This window comes from Streptomyces sp. NBC_00236 (assembly GCF_036195045.1).
Taxonomy (GTDB): Bacteria; Actinomycetota; Actinomycetes; order Streptomycetales; family Streptomycetaceae; genus Streptomyces.
In genome coordinates this window covers 2,975,181-2,991,385 of the sequence record NZ_CP108100.1, presented here as the reverse complement: position 1 = coordinate 2,991,385, position 16,205 = coordinate 2,975,181, and the positions used below count along the sequence as shown (strand labels likewise).

Annotated in this window: 14 protein-coding genes; 6 read left to right on the top strand and 8 right to left on the bottom strand. The window is 70.7% G+C overall.

What is annotated here, in order from left to right; all coding sequences use genetic code 11:
- Positions 1–51: 51 nt before the first annotated feature.
- The 4 genes from OG446_RS13390 to OG446_RS13375 all read left to right on the top strand — a co-directional run bounded on the left by OG446_RS13390 (position 52) and on the right by OG446_RS13375 (position 6,138).
- A complete protein-coding gene (locus OG446_RS13390) occupies positions 52–1,677 on the top strand; it encodes a WxL domain-containing protein (RefSeq protein WP_328894253.1) in 1,626 nt (541 codons plus the stop codon).
- A gap of 117 nt (positions 1,678–1,794) precedes the next feature.
- Positions 1,795–3,807, top strand: coding sequence for a hypothetical protein (locus tag OG446_RS13385; protein WP_328894252.1), 2,013 nt, complete (start codon positions 1,795–1,797; stop codon positions 3,805–3,807).
- A gap of 338 nt (positions 3,808–4,145) precedes the next feature.
- Positions 4,146–4,787 carry an IclR family transcriptional regulator gene (locus OG446_RS13380; RefSeq protein ID WP_328894251.1) on the top strand — a complete coding sequence of 214 codons (642 nt, stop codon included), beginning with the start codon at positions 4,146–4,148 and terminating at the stop codon, positions 4,785–4,787.
- Between the two features lie 562 nt (positions 4,788–5,349).
- The gene (locus tag OG446_RS13375; RefSeq protein WP_328894250.1) at positions 5,350–6,138 is read left to right on the top strand and encodes a S16 family serine protease; all 789 of its coding nucleotides are present in this window, start codon (positions 5,350–5,352) and stop codon (positions 6,136–6,138) included.
- Between the two features lie 21 nt (positions 6,139–6,159).
- On the opposite strand, the gene OG446_RS13370 is transcribed toward OG446_RS13375, so the two are convergent.
- Genes OG446_RS13370 through OG446_RS13350 form a run of 5 tightly spaced genes read right to left on the bottom strand, consistent with a single transcriptional unit; the run spans position 6,160 to position 10,409 of the window.
- Complete coding sequence (locus tag OG446_RS13370; RefSeq protein WP_328894249.1) at positions 6,160–7,125, bottom strand: glycine betaine ABC transporter substrate-binding protein; 966 nt, start codon at positions 7,123–7,125, stop codon at positions 6,160–6,162.
- Positions 7,126–7,136: 11 nt separating this feature from the next.
- Positions 7,137–8,021, bottom strand: a complete 885-nt coding sequence (locus OG446_RS13365; protein ID WP_328894248.1) for an ABC transporter permease — start codon at positions 8,019–8,021, stop codon at positions 7,137–7,139.
- Positions 8,018–9,280 carry an ABC transporter ATP-binding protein gene (locus tag OG446_RS13360; RefSeq protein WP_328894247.1) on the bottom strand — a complete coding sequence of 421 codons (1,263 nt, stop codon included), beginning with the start codon at positions 9,278–9,280 and terminating at the stop codon, positions 8,018–8,020. Before OG446_RS13360 ends, OG446_RS13365 begins: the two co-directional genes overlap by 4 nt.
- The gene (locus OG446_RS13355; protein ID WP_328894246.1) at positions 9,273–9,920 is read right to left on the bottom strand and encodes an ABC transporter permease; all 648 of its coding nucleotides are present in this window, start codon (positions 9,918–9,920) and stop codon (positions 9,273–9,275) included. Before OG446_RS13355 ends, OG446_RS13360 begins: the two co-directional genes overlap by 8 nt.
- 15 nt (positions 9,921–9,935) lie before the next feature.
- Complete coding sequence (locus OG446_RS13350; RefSeq protein WP_026241547.1) at positions 9,936–10,409, bottom strand: Lrp/AsnC family transcriptional regulator; 474 nt, start codon at positions 10,407–10,409, stop codon at positions 9,936–9,938.
- Between the two features lie 133 nt (positions 10,410–10,542).
- On the opposite strand from OG446_RS13350, the gene hppD reads away from it, so the two are divergent.
- Entirely contained in the window at positions 10,543–11,688 is a 1,146-nt protein-coding gene (gene hppD, locus OG446_RS13345; protein WP_328894245.1) for a 4-hydroxyphenylpyruvate dioxygenase, read from the top strand.
- Between the two features lie 68 nt (positions 11,689–11,756).
- On the opposite strand, the gene OG446_RS13340 is transcribed toward hppD, so the two are convergent.
- Positions 11,757–12,173: an LppU/SCO3897 family protein gene (locus OG446_RS13340; protein ID WP_328894244.1), complete on the bottom strand. Its 417-nt coding sequence runs from the start codon at positions 12,171–12,173 to the stop codon at positions 11,757–11,759.
- Positions 12,174–12,387: 214 nt separating this feature from the next.
- Positions 12,388–14,118, bottom strand: coding sequence for a tetratricopeptide repeat protein (locus OG446_RS13335; protein WP_328894243.1), 1,731 nt, complete (start codon positions 14,116–14,118; stop codon positions 12,388–12,390).
- Positions 14,119–14,215: 97 nt separating this feature from the next.
- Here OG446_RS13335 and OG446_RS13330 point away from each other — a divergent pair, with 97 nt between their 5' ends.
- A complete protein-coding gene (locus tag OG446_RS13330; protein ID WP_328894242.1) occupies positions 14,216–15,583 on the top strand; it encodes an FAD-binding oxidoreductase in 1,368 nt (455 codons plus the stop codon).
- Positions 15,584–15,608: 25 nt separating this feature from the next.
- Here the strand turns inward: OG446_RS13330 and OG446_RS13325 are convergent, their stop codons facing one another.
- Entirely contained in the window at positions 15,609–16,085 is a 477-nt protein-coding gene (locus tag OG446_RS13325; protein WP_328894241.1) for an SsgA family sporulation/cell division regulator, read from the bottom strand.
- Positions 16,086–16,205 lie beyond the last annotated feature (120 nt).

Genomic DNA, 16,205 nt, shown 5'->3' with positions numbered 1-16,205 from the left:
AATCAATGGTCCATGAAAGGGTGTCAGGTGATCCGACGACGAAGACCCGGTGTGACCGGTCTGCTCGCGGCCTGCTTCGTACTGTCACTGGGCTGCGTCGGGGCGACGGCCGCACCGTCCCCGCCCGACATTCCGGCGGCCGCGGCCGCGGCCGGGACGGTGACCCCGACCGTGCACTGCGTCCTGCCCGCGGGACAGGGCGAGGCGACGGGGCCGCAGGAGATGACCGTCGACCTGTCGCCGGCCGTCGTCGAACCGGGCGGCAAGGTGCACGCGAAGGTGACGCTGGGCCCGTCCCCGGCCACCAGCCAAATCGCCCTGGAGGACGTGCCGACCACCATCAGCCTCGACCTGGCGATGTCCGGCGGAGCCACGGGCACCGTCACGGTGCGGGGCGCCGAGTTCTCCATGAACGTCCCGGTCAACACGCCCATGGAGTTCCCTCCGTTCGAAGGTGACTTCCTGCTTCCGGCGGACGCCTCGGGCGAGATCTCACTGGCTCCGATCCGCACGCTGACGCAGACCAAGGTGTTCGGATCGGTCTTCGAGACACCCTGCGACATCGTCGACGGCGGCGGCTCCATCGGCACGGTCACCGCGGAGGGCTCCGCGGCGGAGCCCGCCGACCTGACCGCGCCCGCCGACCCGGTACGCCCGAACACCGCAGTGAAGCTGGGCGGTTCCGGATGGACCCCGGACGCGGCCCCCGTGCCGTCGCTGTGCGCGGAGGGCGGTGGCGGCTGCGATCCGCTGAAGTTCACCTCGCACACCCTGAGGATCGACTCCTACGGCACACTCACCGGCACCGCGACCCTCGGCGAGGCCGGAGCCGTGCCCGACGGCCGGTACCAGGTGAAGGTCAACGACGGCACCAAGGAGGCCACCGCCCCCCTCACCGTCGAAGCCGTCGCGGCCGGCAACCGGGAGATAGCGCTGTCGTCCGACAGCGGTCCCGTCGGCAGCGTGATCACCGTCAGCGGCCGGAACTACAACCCGGACCGCTGGATCAACGTCATCGGCCTCGACGCCTCGGGCACCACGCTCGACGACAGCGCGGTCTATGTGAAGAGCGGCGCGGACGGCACCTTCGCCGTCGAGTTCACCGTCATCTCCGACGCCGTCGCCGCCGTCCAGGCCGACGAGGGCAACGACCCGGCGACCGTACGCACCCTCCCGTTCACCGTCACCACCGGTGGCGGCGGGGGCGGCAGCACGGCCGAGCAGCAACTGTCCACCCAGGTCAGGGCGGGGACGCTGTCCATGACGCAGGACGGCGACACCGTCGACTTCGGTGAGACGGTCCTGGGCACGGACAGCGGAGTGCAGCGCGCCCACCTCAACCGGGTGGAGGTGCAGGACGCCCGCGGCGTCAACAGCGGCTGGTCCCTGACCGCCACCCTCACCGGCTTCACGAGCGCCGACGGGAGCACCATCCCGGCCGGAGCGGTGCGGTGGGCACCGGCCTGCACGGCACAGGACGGGAGCGTGGGGGCGCCGGTCGCCGGATCACCCACCGTGCTCGGGAGCGAGGCGGCGAGCCTCTGCCGGATGAATCCGGACGGATCACGTCCGTTCACCGGCGGGAAGTTCGACGCAGAGGCGGGGCTGGCCCTCACGGTGCCCGAATTCACCCGGCCCGGAGATTACAGCGCCACCCTCACGCTGACCCTGCTGTAAAGGGTCGCGAGAGAAAGCACCAAGGACGCCCGTCTGTTCCGTACGGCAATGGAGCAGACGGGCGTCGTCCATTCCGCATTCGGATCAGTCGCATTCCGTTTCCTTTGGAGGAGCCGCATGTTCGCGCATCGCAGACCCACCGGAAGACCGGGTAGCCCGGCATGGCGCCGCGCCGTCGCCCTCGGTGCCGGAGCCGTACTCGCCTGGACCGGCGGAACCGTCGCGCTCGCCCCCCTCGCCCACGCCGGCACGATCACCCCGACCGTCCACTGCGTCCTGCCCGCCGGCCAGGGCGAGGCGACCGGGCCGCAGCAGTTCGGCATCGAACTGACCCCCGACGTCGTCGACCCGGGCGGCAAGGTGCACGCCAAGGTGACGCTCGGCCCGTCCCCCGCCACCAGCGGAATCGGCCTCAACGACGTGCCCACCACCCCGAGCGTCGACCTCGCCATGTCCGGCGGCGCCACCGGCACGGTCACCGTCACCGGACCCGAGGTCGCCCTCGACGTCCCGTCCGGGCAGCCGATCGAGATCCCGCCGTACGAGGGGGACTTCCTCATCCCCGCCAACGCGAGCGGCCCGATCACCTTCACCCCGCTGCGCAACATCACCCGCACGAAGGTGCTCGGCTCCAACTACACGACCACCTGTGAGATCACCGCGGGCGGCGGCTCCATCGGCACCGTGACGGCCGAGGGCAGCGCCGGCCAGCCGGCCACCCTCATCGCCCCCACCGCGGCGGTCAGGCCTTCCACCTCGGTCGCCCTGTCGGGCAGCCGCTGGACCGTCGGCGCCACCCCCGTGCCCTCGCTCTGCGCGGCGGACGGCGGCGGCTGCGACGCGGGGAAGTTCGCGAGCAGCTCCCTCGCGATCAACGGCTCCGGGCAGCTGACCGGCAGCGCCGTGCTCGCCGCGGCCGGCACGGTGCCGGACGGCTCGTACCTCGTGAAGGTCGGCGACGGTACGAAGGAGGCGACCGCACCCCTGACCGTCCAGGCCTTCGTCCCCGCCGGCCCCCGGGCGATCGCCCTGTCCCGCGCCAGCGGGCCCGTCGGCAGCGTCATCACCGTCACCGGCAGCGACTACTACCAGGACCGGTGGATCAACACCGTCGGCCTCGACGCCGGCGGAGCGACACTCGACGAAACCGCCGTCTACGTGAAGAGCCGGCCCGACGGCACGTTCTCCGTCGACTTCACCGTCTCGGACCCGGCGATCGCCTCGATCCAGGTCGACGAGGCCAACGACCCGGCGACCCTGCTGACCACGCCCTTCACCGTCACCGAGGCCACCGCGACACTCTCCGCGGGCACCGCCAAGGTCAAGCCGGGCGGCTCGATAGCCGTCTCCGGTGACGGCTGGCCCTCCGGCGTCACCCCCGCCGCCGCCCTGTGCGCCGCCGACGGCACCGGCTGCAACGCCGCCGGCATCAGCGCCTCCACCCTGCGGATCACCGCCGACGGCACCCTCGCCGGTACGGTCACGGCCGCCGGATCCACGGCCCGAGGCGTCTACGCACTCCAGGTCACCGCGGGCGGACAGCAGGCCCTCACCGAGCTGACCGTCTCCCCGACCTTCATCGTCCTCACCCCGGCGTCCGGCCCGAGGGGCACCGCGGTCACCGTCCTCGGCCAGGGCTTCGCGAAGGTGGCGACCGTGTCCATCACCGGGCTGCGGGCGGACGGTTCGAAGACGTCCGACGCCGTACGCACCAAGGTGGTCGGCCTCGACGGCGCGTTCTCCCAGACCTTCACCGTCAACGCGGCCGACACCGTCGCCCTCCGCGTCCGCGAGGTCCTCGTCAACCCGCGTACGGAAACAGCCGCCTTCACCGTCCAGGACGGCACCACCCCGGCCGGCGCCTCCTTCGCGCTCTCGCCGCCCGAAGGCCCGCCCGGCACGGTGGTCCAGGTGACCGGCCGGGGCTTCGCACCCGTCGCCACGGTGTCCGTCACCGGACGCACCGCGGACGGGAAGCAGACCGCCGACTCCTACGTCACCCGGGTCATCGGACTCGACGGCACGTTCGCCCTCAACTTCACCGTCCGGGACCCGGCGACGAAGGCGATCCGGGCCTGCGAGGTGCTCGTGAACGGAAAATCTGTGCAGCAATTGTTCACGGTGAGTTAACGCCGGTTCACATCCGGTGCACGGAGCGTCGCGAGGGAGTCGGCCGACCTGGACGCGCGTAGATGCGCGCCGTTCGGCCGACGCCCCGCTGACCGGCACTTATGTGTTTCCGGCGCAAGCGCGTTTTCTTGAACGCCCGGATTCTGGACGAGGTCTTCCGCTGAGCGGACTGGCTCGCTACTGTCCCAAAAATGTGAACGCCCCGTGGCAGCGCCGCCGCGGAGCGCAGCCGGTGCCTTGGCCAGGCCGGCGGCCTCTCCGTGCGTCGCCGCTGGGACCGGCGGCGCACAACCCGTGGGAACAGCCGCCGCCGCTCACCCCAAAGAGGAGAGGGCGTCGTGACCGCGGAGACCTCCCAGACGCTCGACCGAGGACTGCGTGTCCTCAAACTGCTCGCCGACACCGACCACGGCCTGACGGTCACCGAGTTGTCCAACAAACTCGGCGTGAACCGCACCGTGGTCTACCGTCTGCTCGCCACACTGGAACAGCACACTCTGATACGCCGGGACCTGGGCGGCCGGGCGCGCGTCGGGCTGGGCGTGCTGCGCCTGAGCCGCCAGGTCCATCCGCTCGTCCGCGAGGCCGCGCTGCCGGCGCTGCGCTCGCTGGCCGAGGACATCGGGGCCACCGCGCACCTCACGCTGGTCGACGGCACGGACGCGCTCGCCGTCGCGGTCGTCGAACCCACCTGGACGGACTACCACGTGGCCTACCGGGCCGGCTTCCGCCACCCGCTCGACCGGGGTGCCGCGGGCCGGGCGATCCTCGCCGCCCGGGCGAAGCCGGTGGGCGAGACGGCGTTCACGCTCACCCAGGGAGAGCTCGAAGCGGGGGCGAGCGGGGCCGCGGCCGCGCTGATGGGGGTGACGGGGGTCGAGGGCAGCGTCGGCGTGGTGATGCTCGCCGACGCGGTCCCGGAACGGGTGGGACCGCGGGTGGTGGACGCGGCACGCGAGGTCGCGGACGCGCTTCGCTGACGCGGGGCGGGGCCCTCGGCCGGGCGGGCGCGCGGGGTTCCTGGGCGCGGGGCCCGTCGGCCTTGCCCCGCGTCCCTGGCGCGGGGTTCCGTCCTCAAGCGCCGGACGGGCTTGATGGGGTGCGGGTGCCCCGCGGGGTGCGCCTTGACCCCCGGGTGGGGGTCCGGTGCCCCTCCGGGGCGTCTCCTCAGACGACGAACGTTTCCAGTCCCACGCAGCGGACCCCGGTATTTGTTCGTCGTCCTGCGGGGACTCCCCTGCACGGCCCCGGACCGGCCGTCTCGCGTCTGCGGCAGCAGTCCCACCGGCGTGCAGACGCAGGCGATGCCGGGTGGGGGCGTGCAGGGGAGTCCCCGCAGAAAATGGCGTACGACCCGGGTCGTCTACGTACCGGGGTGCACACGCCATTTTTGAGGAGTCTCCCCGGAGGGACCCCACCCCCACCCACCGGACAGGTGCGCACCCCGCGGCGGGGCCGCAGAAAAGCCTGTCCGGCGATTGAGGACGGAAGCCGGGCGGTGGTGGCGCCGAGCCCACACGCGCGGGCCGTTAGATTGGGTGGGTGTTCACACGCCACTCGCGCCCCCGCACCCTCGCCCTGTGCGCCCTCCCGGTCCTCGCCCTCTTCGGCGTCGCCGCCTTCGCGCCGCTGCCGTTCACGCTGGCGCAGCCGGGGACGACGGCGAACGTGCTCGGGGACGACCACGGCACCCCCGTGATCAGCATCGAGGGCGCCCCGACCCGGCCCACCGAGGGCCAGCTGCGGATGACGACGATCGTGGCCACCGGGCCCACCGCCGACGTGGGGATCGGTGACGTGATCGACAGCTGGTTCCGCACGGACCGGGCGGTCATGCCGCGCGACTCCGTCTACCCGTCGGGCGGCTCCGAGAAGGAGATCGAGAAGCACAACCTCGACGACATGGCCCGGTCGCAGGACTCCGCGGTCGACGCCGCCCTGGACTACCTCGGCAAGAAGCCCGGCTCGGTCGACGTGACCCTGCACCTGGCCGACGTGGGCGGCCCCAGTGCCGGACTGTTCTTCGCGCTCGGCATCGTCGACAAGCTCGACGGCGACGGCTCCGGCGGCGATCTCACCGGCGGCCGCACCATCGCCGGTACGGGCACCATCGAGGCGGACGGCGACGTCGGCGCGGTCGGCGGTGTCTCGCTCAAGACGCAGGCGGCCCGACGGGACGGGGCGACCGTCTTCCTCGTACCGAAGGCCGAGTGCAAGGAGGCGAAGTCCGAACTGCCGAAGGGGCTCCGGCTGATCCCGGTCACGACCCTGAAGGGCGCGGTGGACTCGCTGCGGGCGCTGGACCACGGAGGGAAGATCCCGAGCTGCTGACCGGTTCCGGCGCAGCCCCCGTCACCCCGCCTTGATGAACCCCTCCTCGATCAGCCAGTCCTTCGCCACCTCGTGCGGGTCCTCGCCCTCCACGTCCACCTTGGCGTTCAGCACCTGCGCGACCTCCGTCGTCAGACGGGCGCTGAGTGGGTCCAACAGGGCGGCGATCACCGGGTACTTGTCGAACGTCGCGGTGTGGATGACGGGCGCCGCGTTGTAGTTGGGGAAGAAGTGCTTGTTGTCCGTCAGCACGTCCAGGTCCATTGCCTTGATGCGCCCGTCCGTGGTGAACACCTCGCCCAGCAGGCAGGAGTCGGACTTCGACACCTGGGTGTAGACGATGCCCGCGTCCATCTTCTTGATGTTGGCGGCGGGGATCGACATCCCGTACGCCTTCTCCATGCCGGGCAGGCCGTCGTTGCGCGAGGCGAACTCGTTCTCCACGCAGATCGTCACCGCCGAGGGGCTCTTCCTCGCCAGCGCGGCGACGTCGGAGAGCGTCTTCAGGTGGTACTTCGCGTTGTTCTTCTTGCTGATGGCCAGTGCGTACGTGTTGTTCAGGGTGGACTGCGGCAGCCATGTCACCCCGTTCCTCCGGTCCTCGGCGCGTACCGCCTGCCACTGCTCCAGGGGGTCGGTGATCGGCTTGGCGTGGCCCAGGTACGTGATCCAGCCGGTTCCCGTGTACTCGTACATCGCGTCGGCGTCGCCCTGCACGATCGCCTCACGGGCGCTGATGGAGCCCGGCAGGTTCGTCCGGTCCAGGACCTCCGCCCCCGCGGCCTTGAAGATCAGCCCGATCATCTGGCCCAGGATGATGTTCTCGCTGAAGTTCTTCGAGGTGACGGTCAGCGAGGCGCCGTCCAGCGGCTGCCCCAGCCCGGCCGAACCCGGCACCACGTCGTCCACCATCGGGGAACCGCTCTTCAGCCCGCACCCCGCCATCACCAGGGCCAGGGCGGCCGCGCCCGCCAGGGCCGTACGCATGCGTCCGGTCCTCATCGCTCCACCTCGAGTCCGCGCGGCGTCAGCGCCACCTCGACCAGGGACGCCAGCCAGTCCACCAGCAGGGCCAGCACCACCGTCAGCACGGAGCCGAGCACCAGCACCGGCATGCGCTGGGTCTGGATACCGGAGGTGATCAGGTCACCGAGCCCGCCGCCACCGCCGAACGTGGCCAGGGTCGCCGTGCCCACGTTCAGCACCAGCGCGGTCCGTACGCCCGCCAGGATCAGCGGGACGGCGAGCGGGAGTTCGACCTTCCTGAGCGTTCCCATCGCCGACATGCCGATGCCGCGCGAGGCCTCCACCAGGGTCGGTTCGATCGCCTTCAGGCCGGCCACCGTGTTGGAGAGCACCGGCAGGACCGCGTAGATCACCATGCCGGTGATGGCGGTCGACGGGCCGATGCCCAGCCAGATCACCAGCAGCGCCAGCAGACCGATCGCGGGTGTCGCCTGCCCGATGTTGGCGAGGGCGGTGACCAGCGGTGCGGCCTTGCTCAGACCGCGCCGGGTCAGCGCGATGCCCAGCGGAATGGCGATGATCAGCACCCAGAACGTCGAGATGGCCGTGAGCCTGACGTGCTGCCACCAGCGCAGCTGGACCGTGTCACCGGCCAGGGAGTTCTCCGCGATCGAGTCGAGGTCCACGTTCGTGATCCACACGTACGTGATGACCAGCACCACCGCGAGCGCGGCGGGGACGATCACCAGCTTGCGCCAGGTGAGGCGGCGCGGCGGTCGGGCCGGTGGCGGGGACGGTTCCTCCTCCTCGTCATGGAAGGCGAGGCCCTTGACGTCGTGCTCGCCCGGCGGACGGTCCCGGCCGGACGCGGGGGCCGGCCCGTTGGAGCGGGGGCCGGTCGGGGAGTGAGGAGTCATGCGCCCGCACCGCCCTCCAGCTCCTGGACGGTCTGATGGGTGCGCAGCTCCTCCAGATCGTGCTGGTGCTCGATGGCGGTCAGCCGGTCGGCCTCCAGGAGCTCGTGCACGGAGTTCATCAGGGTGTGCATGTCGACGACGCCGATGAACTCACCGCGCCGCCCCGTCACCGCGACCCGCCCGCCGCTGTCGATCAGCACCGCCTCCAGCGCGTCGTGCAGCGTCGCGTCCCTGGTCACCGTGTCGTGCACCAGCTGCCCGGCGCGCGCCAGCGACCCTCGGGCCCGCATCAGGTCGCCGCGCCGCAGCCACTTGTACGGGCGGTTCCTGCGGTCCAGCATCAGCAGCTCGTTGTGCGGGCCGCTGCGCAGTTTGTTGAAGATGGACTGGAGCGGGTCGTCGACCGTCACCGTCGGAAACTCGGCGATCTCCACGTCCCGTACGCGGGTGAGGTTGAGCCGCTTCAGTGCCGCACCGGCGCCGACGAAGCCGGAGACGAAGTCGTCCGTCGGGTTGGTGAGGATGGCCTCCGGGGTGTCGAACTGCGCGATGTGCGAGTGCTCGCGCAGTACGGCGATCCGGTCGCCCAGCTTGATCGCCTCGTCGAAGTCGTGCGTGACGAAGACGATCGTCTTGTGGAGTTCGTGCTGGAGCCGGATCAGTTCGTCCTGGAGGTGGTCGCGGGTGATCGGGTCCACCGCGCCGAACGGTTCGTCCATCAGCAGCACCGGCGGATCGGCGGCCAGCGCCCGTGCCACGCCCACGCGTTGCTGCTGACCACCGGAGAGCGCGCGCGGATAGCGGCCGTGGAACTCGCGCGGGTCGAGCCCGACCAGGTCGAGCATCTCCTCGACCCGGTCCTTCACCTTCGACTTCGACCAGCCCACCATCTTCGGTACGAGGGCGATGTTCTCGGCGACCGTCATGTGCGGGAAGAGCCCGGACGACTGGATCGCGTACCCGATCTTCCGGCGCAGCTTCACCGGGTCGATGTCGGTGACGTCCTCGTCGCCGATCCTGATCCGGCCGGAGGTCGGCTCGATCAGCCGGTTGATCATCTTCAGCGTGGTCGACTTCCCGCAGCCGGACGGGCCCACGAAGATGACGGTCTCGCCGGCCTTGATGTCCATCGACACGTTGTCCACGGCCGGGCTGGGGTTGCCCGGATAGATCTTGCTCAGGTCCTCCAGCTGGATGGTCGCGCCGGAGGTGGCGTTGACGGCCGGCTCCGGTTCGGTCGCCTCGACGGTCTCAGACACGGATCCCCCTCGGGATGGTGAGCCGCCCCAGCAGCACGTACGCGGCGTCGAAGAGCAGGGCGAGGATGACGATGCCGAGCGTGCCCGCGAGCACCGAGTTGATGGCGTTGGCACTGCCCAGCGAGGCGATTCCGCGGAAGATCTCGTTGCCGAGGCCGGGCCCGGAGGCGTACGCGGCGATGGCGGCGATCCCCATCAGCATCTGGGTGGAGACCCGGATGCCGGTGAGGATCGGCGGCCAGGCCAGCGGCAGTTCCACCTTGCGGAGCCGGGTGATCCGCGACATCCCGATGCCCTTCGCCGCGTCCACGAGCGAAGGATCGACGCCGCGCAGGCCGACGATGGCGTTACGGACGATGGGCAGCAGCCCGTACAGCGTCAGGGTGATCACCGTCGGCGCCACCCCGAGTCCGACCAGCGGGATCAGCAGACCGATCGCGGCGAGGGACGGAATGGTCAGGACGGTCGCCGTCGAGGTGATCGCCACCGAGGAGCCCCAGCCGCTGCGATAGCTGACCACTCCGATCAGGACGCCGAGGACGGTGGCGATGACCATGCACTGGAAGACGGCGCTGGCGTGCTGGAACGCGTCGGTGAGCAACTGCTGGTGCCGATTTCCGAGGTACTCCCAGAAGCTCACACGTCACTCCTCGGCTCAGTCGGTGTCCTGCGCCGCCTGTTCGACGAGCGGGATGATGCGCAGGGGCACGGGGTTCTCCATGACGATGGCCGTGGAGGCCCGGACAATGCCATCAAATCCGACAACCCGGTCGATCACCCGCTGAAGGTCGGCGTTGGAACGGGCCACGAGACGGCAGAACATGTCGCCGTGCCCGGTGGTGGTGTGCAGCTCCAGAACCTCCGGTACGCCACCCAAGTGGGCCCGTACATCGGCGCCTTGGCCCTGTTTGATCTCCAGCGTCGCGAACGCGGTCACCGGATAGCCGAGCGCCGCCGGGTCGACGTCCGGGCCGAAGCCGCGGATGACGCCATTCGACTGAAGGCGGTCCAGCCGGGCCTGCACCGTGCCGCGCGCCACGCCGAGCCGGCGCGACGCCTCCAGGACGCCTATCCGGGGTTCGCGGGCCAGCAGCACGATCAGCCGCCCGTCCAGATGATCGATTGCCACAGCCGGCCTCCGAGGGGTCCTGTGATGGTCATCATGTACAGATCGCCCGCTCATCATGGCCACGTGGTGAACAGATTGCCCAGTGAATTCACGAACTGTTGCGCACCTTGCGAAGCGGCGAGAACCTTCGGGCATGACTGAGACGATGCACAGCACCCCCGAGACAGCGCGGCAGGCCGATCCCTTCCCGGTCAAGGGAATGGACGCGGTCGTCTTCGCCGTCGGCAACGCCAAGCAGGCCGCGCACTACTACTCGACGGCCTTCGGCATGAAGCTGGTCGCCTACTCCGGACCGGAGAACGGCAGCCGCGAGACCGCCAGTTACGTCCTGACCAACGGCTCCGCCCGCTTCGTCTTCACCTCCGTCATCAAGGCGTCCACGGACCACGGCCGCTTCCTCGCCGACCATGTGGCCGAGCACGGCGACGGCGTCGTCGACCTGGCCATCGAGGTCCCCGACGCCCGCGCCGCGTACGCCTACGCGGTCGAGCACGGCGCCCTCGGCCTCGCCGAGCCGCACGAGGTGAAGGACGAGCACGGCACGGTCGTCCTGGCCGCCATCGCCACGTACGGCAAGACCCGCCACACCCTCGTCGAGCGCACCGGCTACGAAGGCCCCTACCTCCCGGGCTTCGCCGCCGCCGACCCGATCGTCGAGCCCCCGGCCAAGCGGACCTTCCAGGCCGTCGACCACTGCGTCGGCAACGTCGAGCTCGGCCGGATGAACGAGTGGGTCGGCTTCTACAACAAGGTCATGGGCTTCACCAACATGAAGGAGTTCGTGGGCGACGACATCGCCACCGAGTACTCCGCGCTCATGTCCAAGGTCGTCGCCGACGGCACGCTCAAGGTCAAGTTCCCGATCAACGAGCCGGCCGTGGCCAAGAAGAAGTCCCAGATCGACGAGTACCTGGAGTTCTACGGCGGCGCCGGCGTCCAGCACATCGCGCTCGCCACGAACGACATCGTCGCCTCCGTGAAGGCGATGCGTGCGGCCGGTGTCCAGTTCCTCGACACCCCGGACTCCTACTACGACACCCTCGGCGAGTGGGCGGGCGAGACCCGGGTGCCCGTGGAGACCCTGCGCGAGCTGAAGATCCTCGTCGACCGCGACGAGGACGGCTATCTGCTGCAGATCTTCACCAAGCCGGTCCAGGACCGGCCGACCGTCTTCTTCGAGATGATCGAGCGCCACGGCTCGATGGGCTTCGGCAAGGGCAACTTCAAGGCCCTGTTCGAGGCGATCGAGCGCGAGCAGGAGAAGCGCGGCAACCTCTGATCCACCGGGGGACACGAGACGGGCGGGCCGGATGTCTCCGGCCCGCCCGTCGTGTCACCCGACGCGCCCTACTTCTTCACGGGGTTCAGGCAGAGGACGAACTTGTCGGCGTCCCACTCCTGCGCGAGCGCGGCCTCGCCGACCGTGCAGGAGTTGATGTCGAAGGTGTTCTCGATGACCTTGACGACCTTGTAGTTGGCGTCTGCGTCCTCGCAGCCCTTGGTCTCGACCTCGGGGCTGTTCTCGGCACCGGTGACCTGGACGCAGTCGCCGACCTCGGCGCGCACCGGTGAGTCGCCGAAGGCGTAACCGATGCCGAGCTTCACCACCACCGCGACGACGATCATGACGACGACGCCGAGAATCTTCTTCAGCGTGTTCTTCTTCGGGGGCGCGGCGGGCGGCGCGGGCACGGCCCCCTGCGTGGGCTGCCCCTGCGGGAACTGCGGGTACTGCGGGGCGGCGGGGGGCGTCGGAACGCTCATCGGTGGTTCTTCCTTGAGTCTGCAAGAAGTTCGAACGCGCGCACGATACATGATAATGTAAGGATCAGATAAAAGCTGCGACGGTGGTCCGCCATGTGCGGCGAAGGGGCCCGGCCCTGCGCGTCGGGCCGCTGTGGGCGGACACGGTTCCCTCAGCGAAAAGGGGGCGGGCCGGATATCCGGCCCGCCCCCTCCTGTCGTGCGGTACGGGGCGTCAGCGACCCGCCGGTGACTGCGGGGCCGACGGCTTCGCCGGGGTCCGCGCGGCAGCGGCCTTCGACTCCGCCGGCCCGGCCTTCTTCCCCGGCGGACCGGCCGCCGGGGCCGGCGCCTCGCCCGGAGCCTGCGCGGCCTCCCCGGCCGGCGCCTCGGGCGCCACCGGAGCGGGCTCCGGATCCGTGGCCGGTGACGGCTCCCGCGACGGCTCGGGCGCAGGCGGCGCGGTCGGCTGCATGTCCTGCGGACCTCCCGCCGGGGGCAGTCCCAGCGTGTCCAGCGCCTCCTGCGCCAGGGGCGCGTCCAGCGGCGAGAACTGCGGGTTGGTGCGCAGCGCCTCCTCCAGATGGCGGCGGGCCGGACCGAAGTCCCGCAACGCCCGCTGGACCATGCCCAGGTGATACGCGTACGACGCGTTCTGACCGCCGGAGTCGACCGCCTGCTCCGCGTACTCCAGCGCCGCGTCCGGATCGCCCGAGCGGTGCAGCGCCCAGCCCAGCGCATCGGCCACCGCCGCGCTGTGGTGGCCGCGGTCCCACTCCGCCCGCAGCAGCTCCACCGCCGCGGCCGCGTCCCCGTGGGCGGCCTCGAAACGGCCCAGGAGCAGCGATTCGTCCACGCCCCGCGCCTTGCTGCCGGCCAGGGCCGCCCGCAGCTTCGTGTACTGGTTGACCGAGTCGCCGTCCAGACCGAGCGACTCGTACAGCTCGCCCAGCTCCAGCAGATAGGCCGGACGCGGCGACTTCTTCAGAGCGGCCTGGTAGTCGCGCTGCGCCTCGTCCGTGCGGCCCAGGGCCGCCAGTGCCCGCGCCCGGCCGGCGAGGGACGCGTGATGGGCGGGATCGGTGCGCAGCGCGGCCCCGTACTGGGCCACCGCCTCCTCCGGCTCACCCCGCTCCCACGCCAGCTCGCCCAGCCGGGACAGACAGGCCGCCTTCTCCGCCGGAGTCCTCGCCCGGTTCGCGGCGTCCTGGGCGGTGGCCAGCGCGTCCTCGCGCCAGCCCCGGTCCCGGTACATCTCCGCCGTCAGACCCAGCGACGGGACACCGGACCGCAGCGTCGCGTACTTCTCCACCGCCTTCGTCGCCGACTTGTAGTCGCCGAGGCCGTTGTACGCGTCGATCAGCTCCGGGTACACGGCCCACTGCTTGGGCTGCCGAGCCCGTACGGTCTCGCCCCACTTCTTCGCCGAGGTGTAGTCGTGCCGGGCGTTGGCGAGCGAGGCGAGGCCCACCCAGGCCGCCTCGTTGCCCCGCTCACCCGGCTGCACGTTCAGGGACCGCTTCAGCGCCTGCTCGGCCCGGGTGTAGTACGCCGCGTCCGAGGCCCGCCGCCCCCACTCCACGTACGCCGAACCGAGCACCGCCCACGACCGCGCGTCCGAGGGATGCGTGCCGACCCACTTCTGCCGGTCCCCGATGAGCGCCGTCAGATCGGAGAGCGAGGCGGGGGAGCCCGCGGCCGTCGCGCTCATCGCCCGCGACACCGGGCCCGGCAGCGGCGCCGCGCCATCGTCGTCGTCGGGCACCGCGACCACCGCACCCGTCACCAGCACCGCCCCCGCCACCACACCGAACGCGGCCCTGCGCAGCGTCGTGCGCAAGGAGGCGGGCGGCGGCTCGGCCAGGGACACGGGGTCCGGCGGGGGAGCGTAGGGCGCGGTGGCGGGAGAGTCGAGGTCGTGGTCCGGCCCGTGGGCCGTCGGGGTCTGCTGTGGCGTGACGTCCATGTCGATCACTCTGCGTCAGTACGAAGATCACACCGTGCCTTGCGAACGCTGCCGCATACGGGTTCACACCAATGGGCCCGGGTGCCAGTCTTGGATCATGGACGATCTTCTCGAACTACTGCGTGCGGGTCTGCCGGCCGAGGCACTGATCACCGATCCGGACATCACCGCCTCCTACGCCAACGACATGGCGAGCTTCTGCGAAGCGGGCACACCCGCCGTCGTCACGCTGCCCCGTACCGTCGAGCAGGTCCAGCACATCATGCGCACGGCCACCGCGCTGCGCGTCCCGGTCGTCCCCCAGGGCGCCCGCACGGGCCTGTCCGGCGCGGCCAACGCCTCGGACGGCTGCATCGTGCTCTCCCTGGTGAAGATGGACCGGATCCTGGAGATCAGCCCCGTCGACCGCATCGCCGTGGTGGAGCCGGGCGTCATCAACGCCGTCCTGTCCCGCGCGGTCAACGAGCACGGGCTGTACTACCCGCCGGACCCCTCCAGCTGGGAGATGTGCACCATCGGCGGCAACATCGGCACCGCCTCCGGCGGCCTGTGCTGCGTGAAGTACGGGGTCACCGCCGAATACGTCCTGGGCCTCGACATCGTCCTCGCCGACGGACGCCTGCTCACCACTGGCCGCCGCACCGCCAAGGGCGTCGCCGGATACGACCTCACCCGGCTCTTCGTCGGCTCCGAGGGCAGCCTCGGCATCGTCGTCAAGGCCGTGCTCGCGCTCAAACCGCAACCGCCCCAGCAGCTCGTCCTGGCCGCCGAGTTCCCCAGCGCGGCGAGCGCCTGCGACGCCGTCTGCCGCATCATGGAACGCGGCCACACCCCGTCACTCCTCGAACTGATGGACCGTACAACAGTCCAGGCGGTCAACAAGATGGCGAACATGGGCCTCCCCGAGTCCACCGAGGCCCTCCTGCTCGCCGCCTTCGACACCCCGGACCCCTCCGCCGACCTCGCCGCCGTCGCCGAGCTGTGCACCGCCGCCGGAGCCACCGAGGTCGTCCCCGCCGAGAACGCCGCCGAGTCCGAAATGCTGCTCCAGGCCCGGCGCATGTCGCTCACCGCGCTGGAGACCGTCAAGTCGGCGACCATGATCGACGACGTGTGCGTACCCCGCTCACAGCTCGGCGCCATGCTCGAAGGCACGGCCGCCGTCGCCGAGAAGTACGACCTCACCATCGGCGTCTGCGCGCACGCCGGCGACGGCAACACCCACCCCGTCGTCTGCTTCGACCACACCGACGCCGACGAGTCCCGGCGGGCCCGCGAGTCCTTCGACGAGATCATGGCCCTCGGCCTCGAACTCGGCGGCACGATCACCGGCGAACACGGCGTGGGCGTCCTCAAGAAGGAGTGGCTCGCCCGGGAACTCGGCGAGGTGAGCGTGGAACTGCACCGAGGCATCAAGCAGGCCTTCGACCCCCTGGGCCTCCTCAACCCGGGCAAGGTCTTCTGACGCCCCGGCCGACCCCCCTGCCCTCTCAACTCTCCCCGTCCTGCGACTCGTCCGACGGCCACGGGTCGCTCATCCACAGGTCGTCGGCCGGCAGCGGCGCGAGCAGCTCGGCCAGCGCCTCGTCGATGCCGAGCCGCTCGGACTCCGTACCCGGCGCGACGGCGTACAGCGTCCGCTCCACCCAGGTGGCCACCGCGGCGGACGGCACCTCCAGCAGGGCGTTGCCGTCCGGCGAGGTCAGCGCCACGCAGATGACGCTGCGCCCCTCGACCTTGGTGGGCCAGATCCGCACGTCCCCGTGCCCGCACGGCCGGAACACCCCCTCGACCAGCAGATCGCGGGCGAAGGTCCAGTGCACGGGGGCGTCGGAGCCGATGTGGAAGGTGATGTGCACGGCGTAGGGGTCCTCGGTGCGATACGTCAGCCGGGCGGGCACGGGGATGCTGCGCTCGGGCGACAGGACGAGCTTGAGCTCCAGCTCTCGTTCCACGACGGTGTTCATGAGGTGCGTCCTTTCGATGCCTGTGGGCCGGTCGCACGACCGCCCGCACAGGGAGAGAGCGCCCTCCCCGCCATTCATTACGCGACTTCGGGAAAAATATTTCGGAGAGACCGGAAAGTG

Excerpts from the sequence above, each read along its gene's own strand:
- OG446_RS13385 (WP_328894252.1), top strand. The coding sequence starts at position 1,795 with ATGTTCGCGCATCGCAGACCCACCGGAAGACCGGGTAGCCCGGCATGG.
- OG446_RS13370 (WP_328894249.1), bottom strand. The coding sequence starts at position 7,125 with ATGCGTACGGCCCTGGCGGGCGCGGCCGCCCTGGCCCTGGTGATGGCG.
- OG446_RS13365 (WP_328894248.1), bottom strand. The coding sequence starts at position 8,021 with ATGACTCCTCACTCCCCGACCGGCCCCCGCTCCAACGGGCCGGCCCCC.
- hppD (WP_328894245.1), top strand. The coding sequence starts at position 10,543 with ATGACTGAGACGATGCACAGCACCCCCGAGACAGCGCGGCAGGCCGAT.
- OG446_RS13340 (WP_328894244.1), bottom strand. The coding sequence starts at position 12,173 with ATGAGCGTTCCGACGCCCCCCGCCGCCCCGCAGTACCCGCAGTTCCCG.
- OG446_RS13335 (WP_328894243.1), bottom strand. The coding sequence starts at position 14,118 with ATGGACGTCACGCCACAGCAGACCCCGACGGCCCACGGGCCGGACCAC.
- OG446_RS13330 (WP_328894242.1), top strand. The coding sequence starts at position 14,216 with ATGGACGATCTTCTCGAACTACTGCGTGCGGGTCTGCCGGCCGAGGCA.
- OG446_RS13325 (WP_328894241.1), bottom strand. The coding sequence starts at position 16,085 with ATGAACACCGTCGTGGAACGAGAGCTGGAGCTCAAGCTCGTCCTGTCG.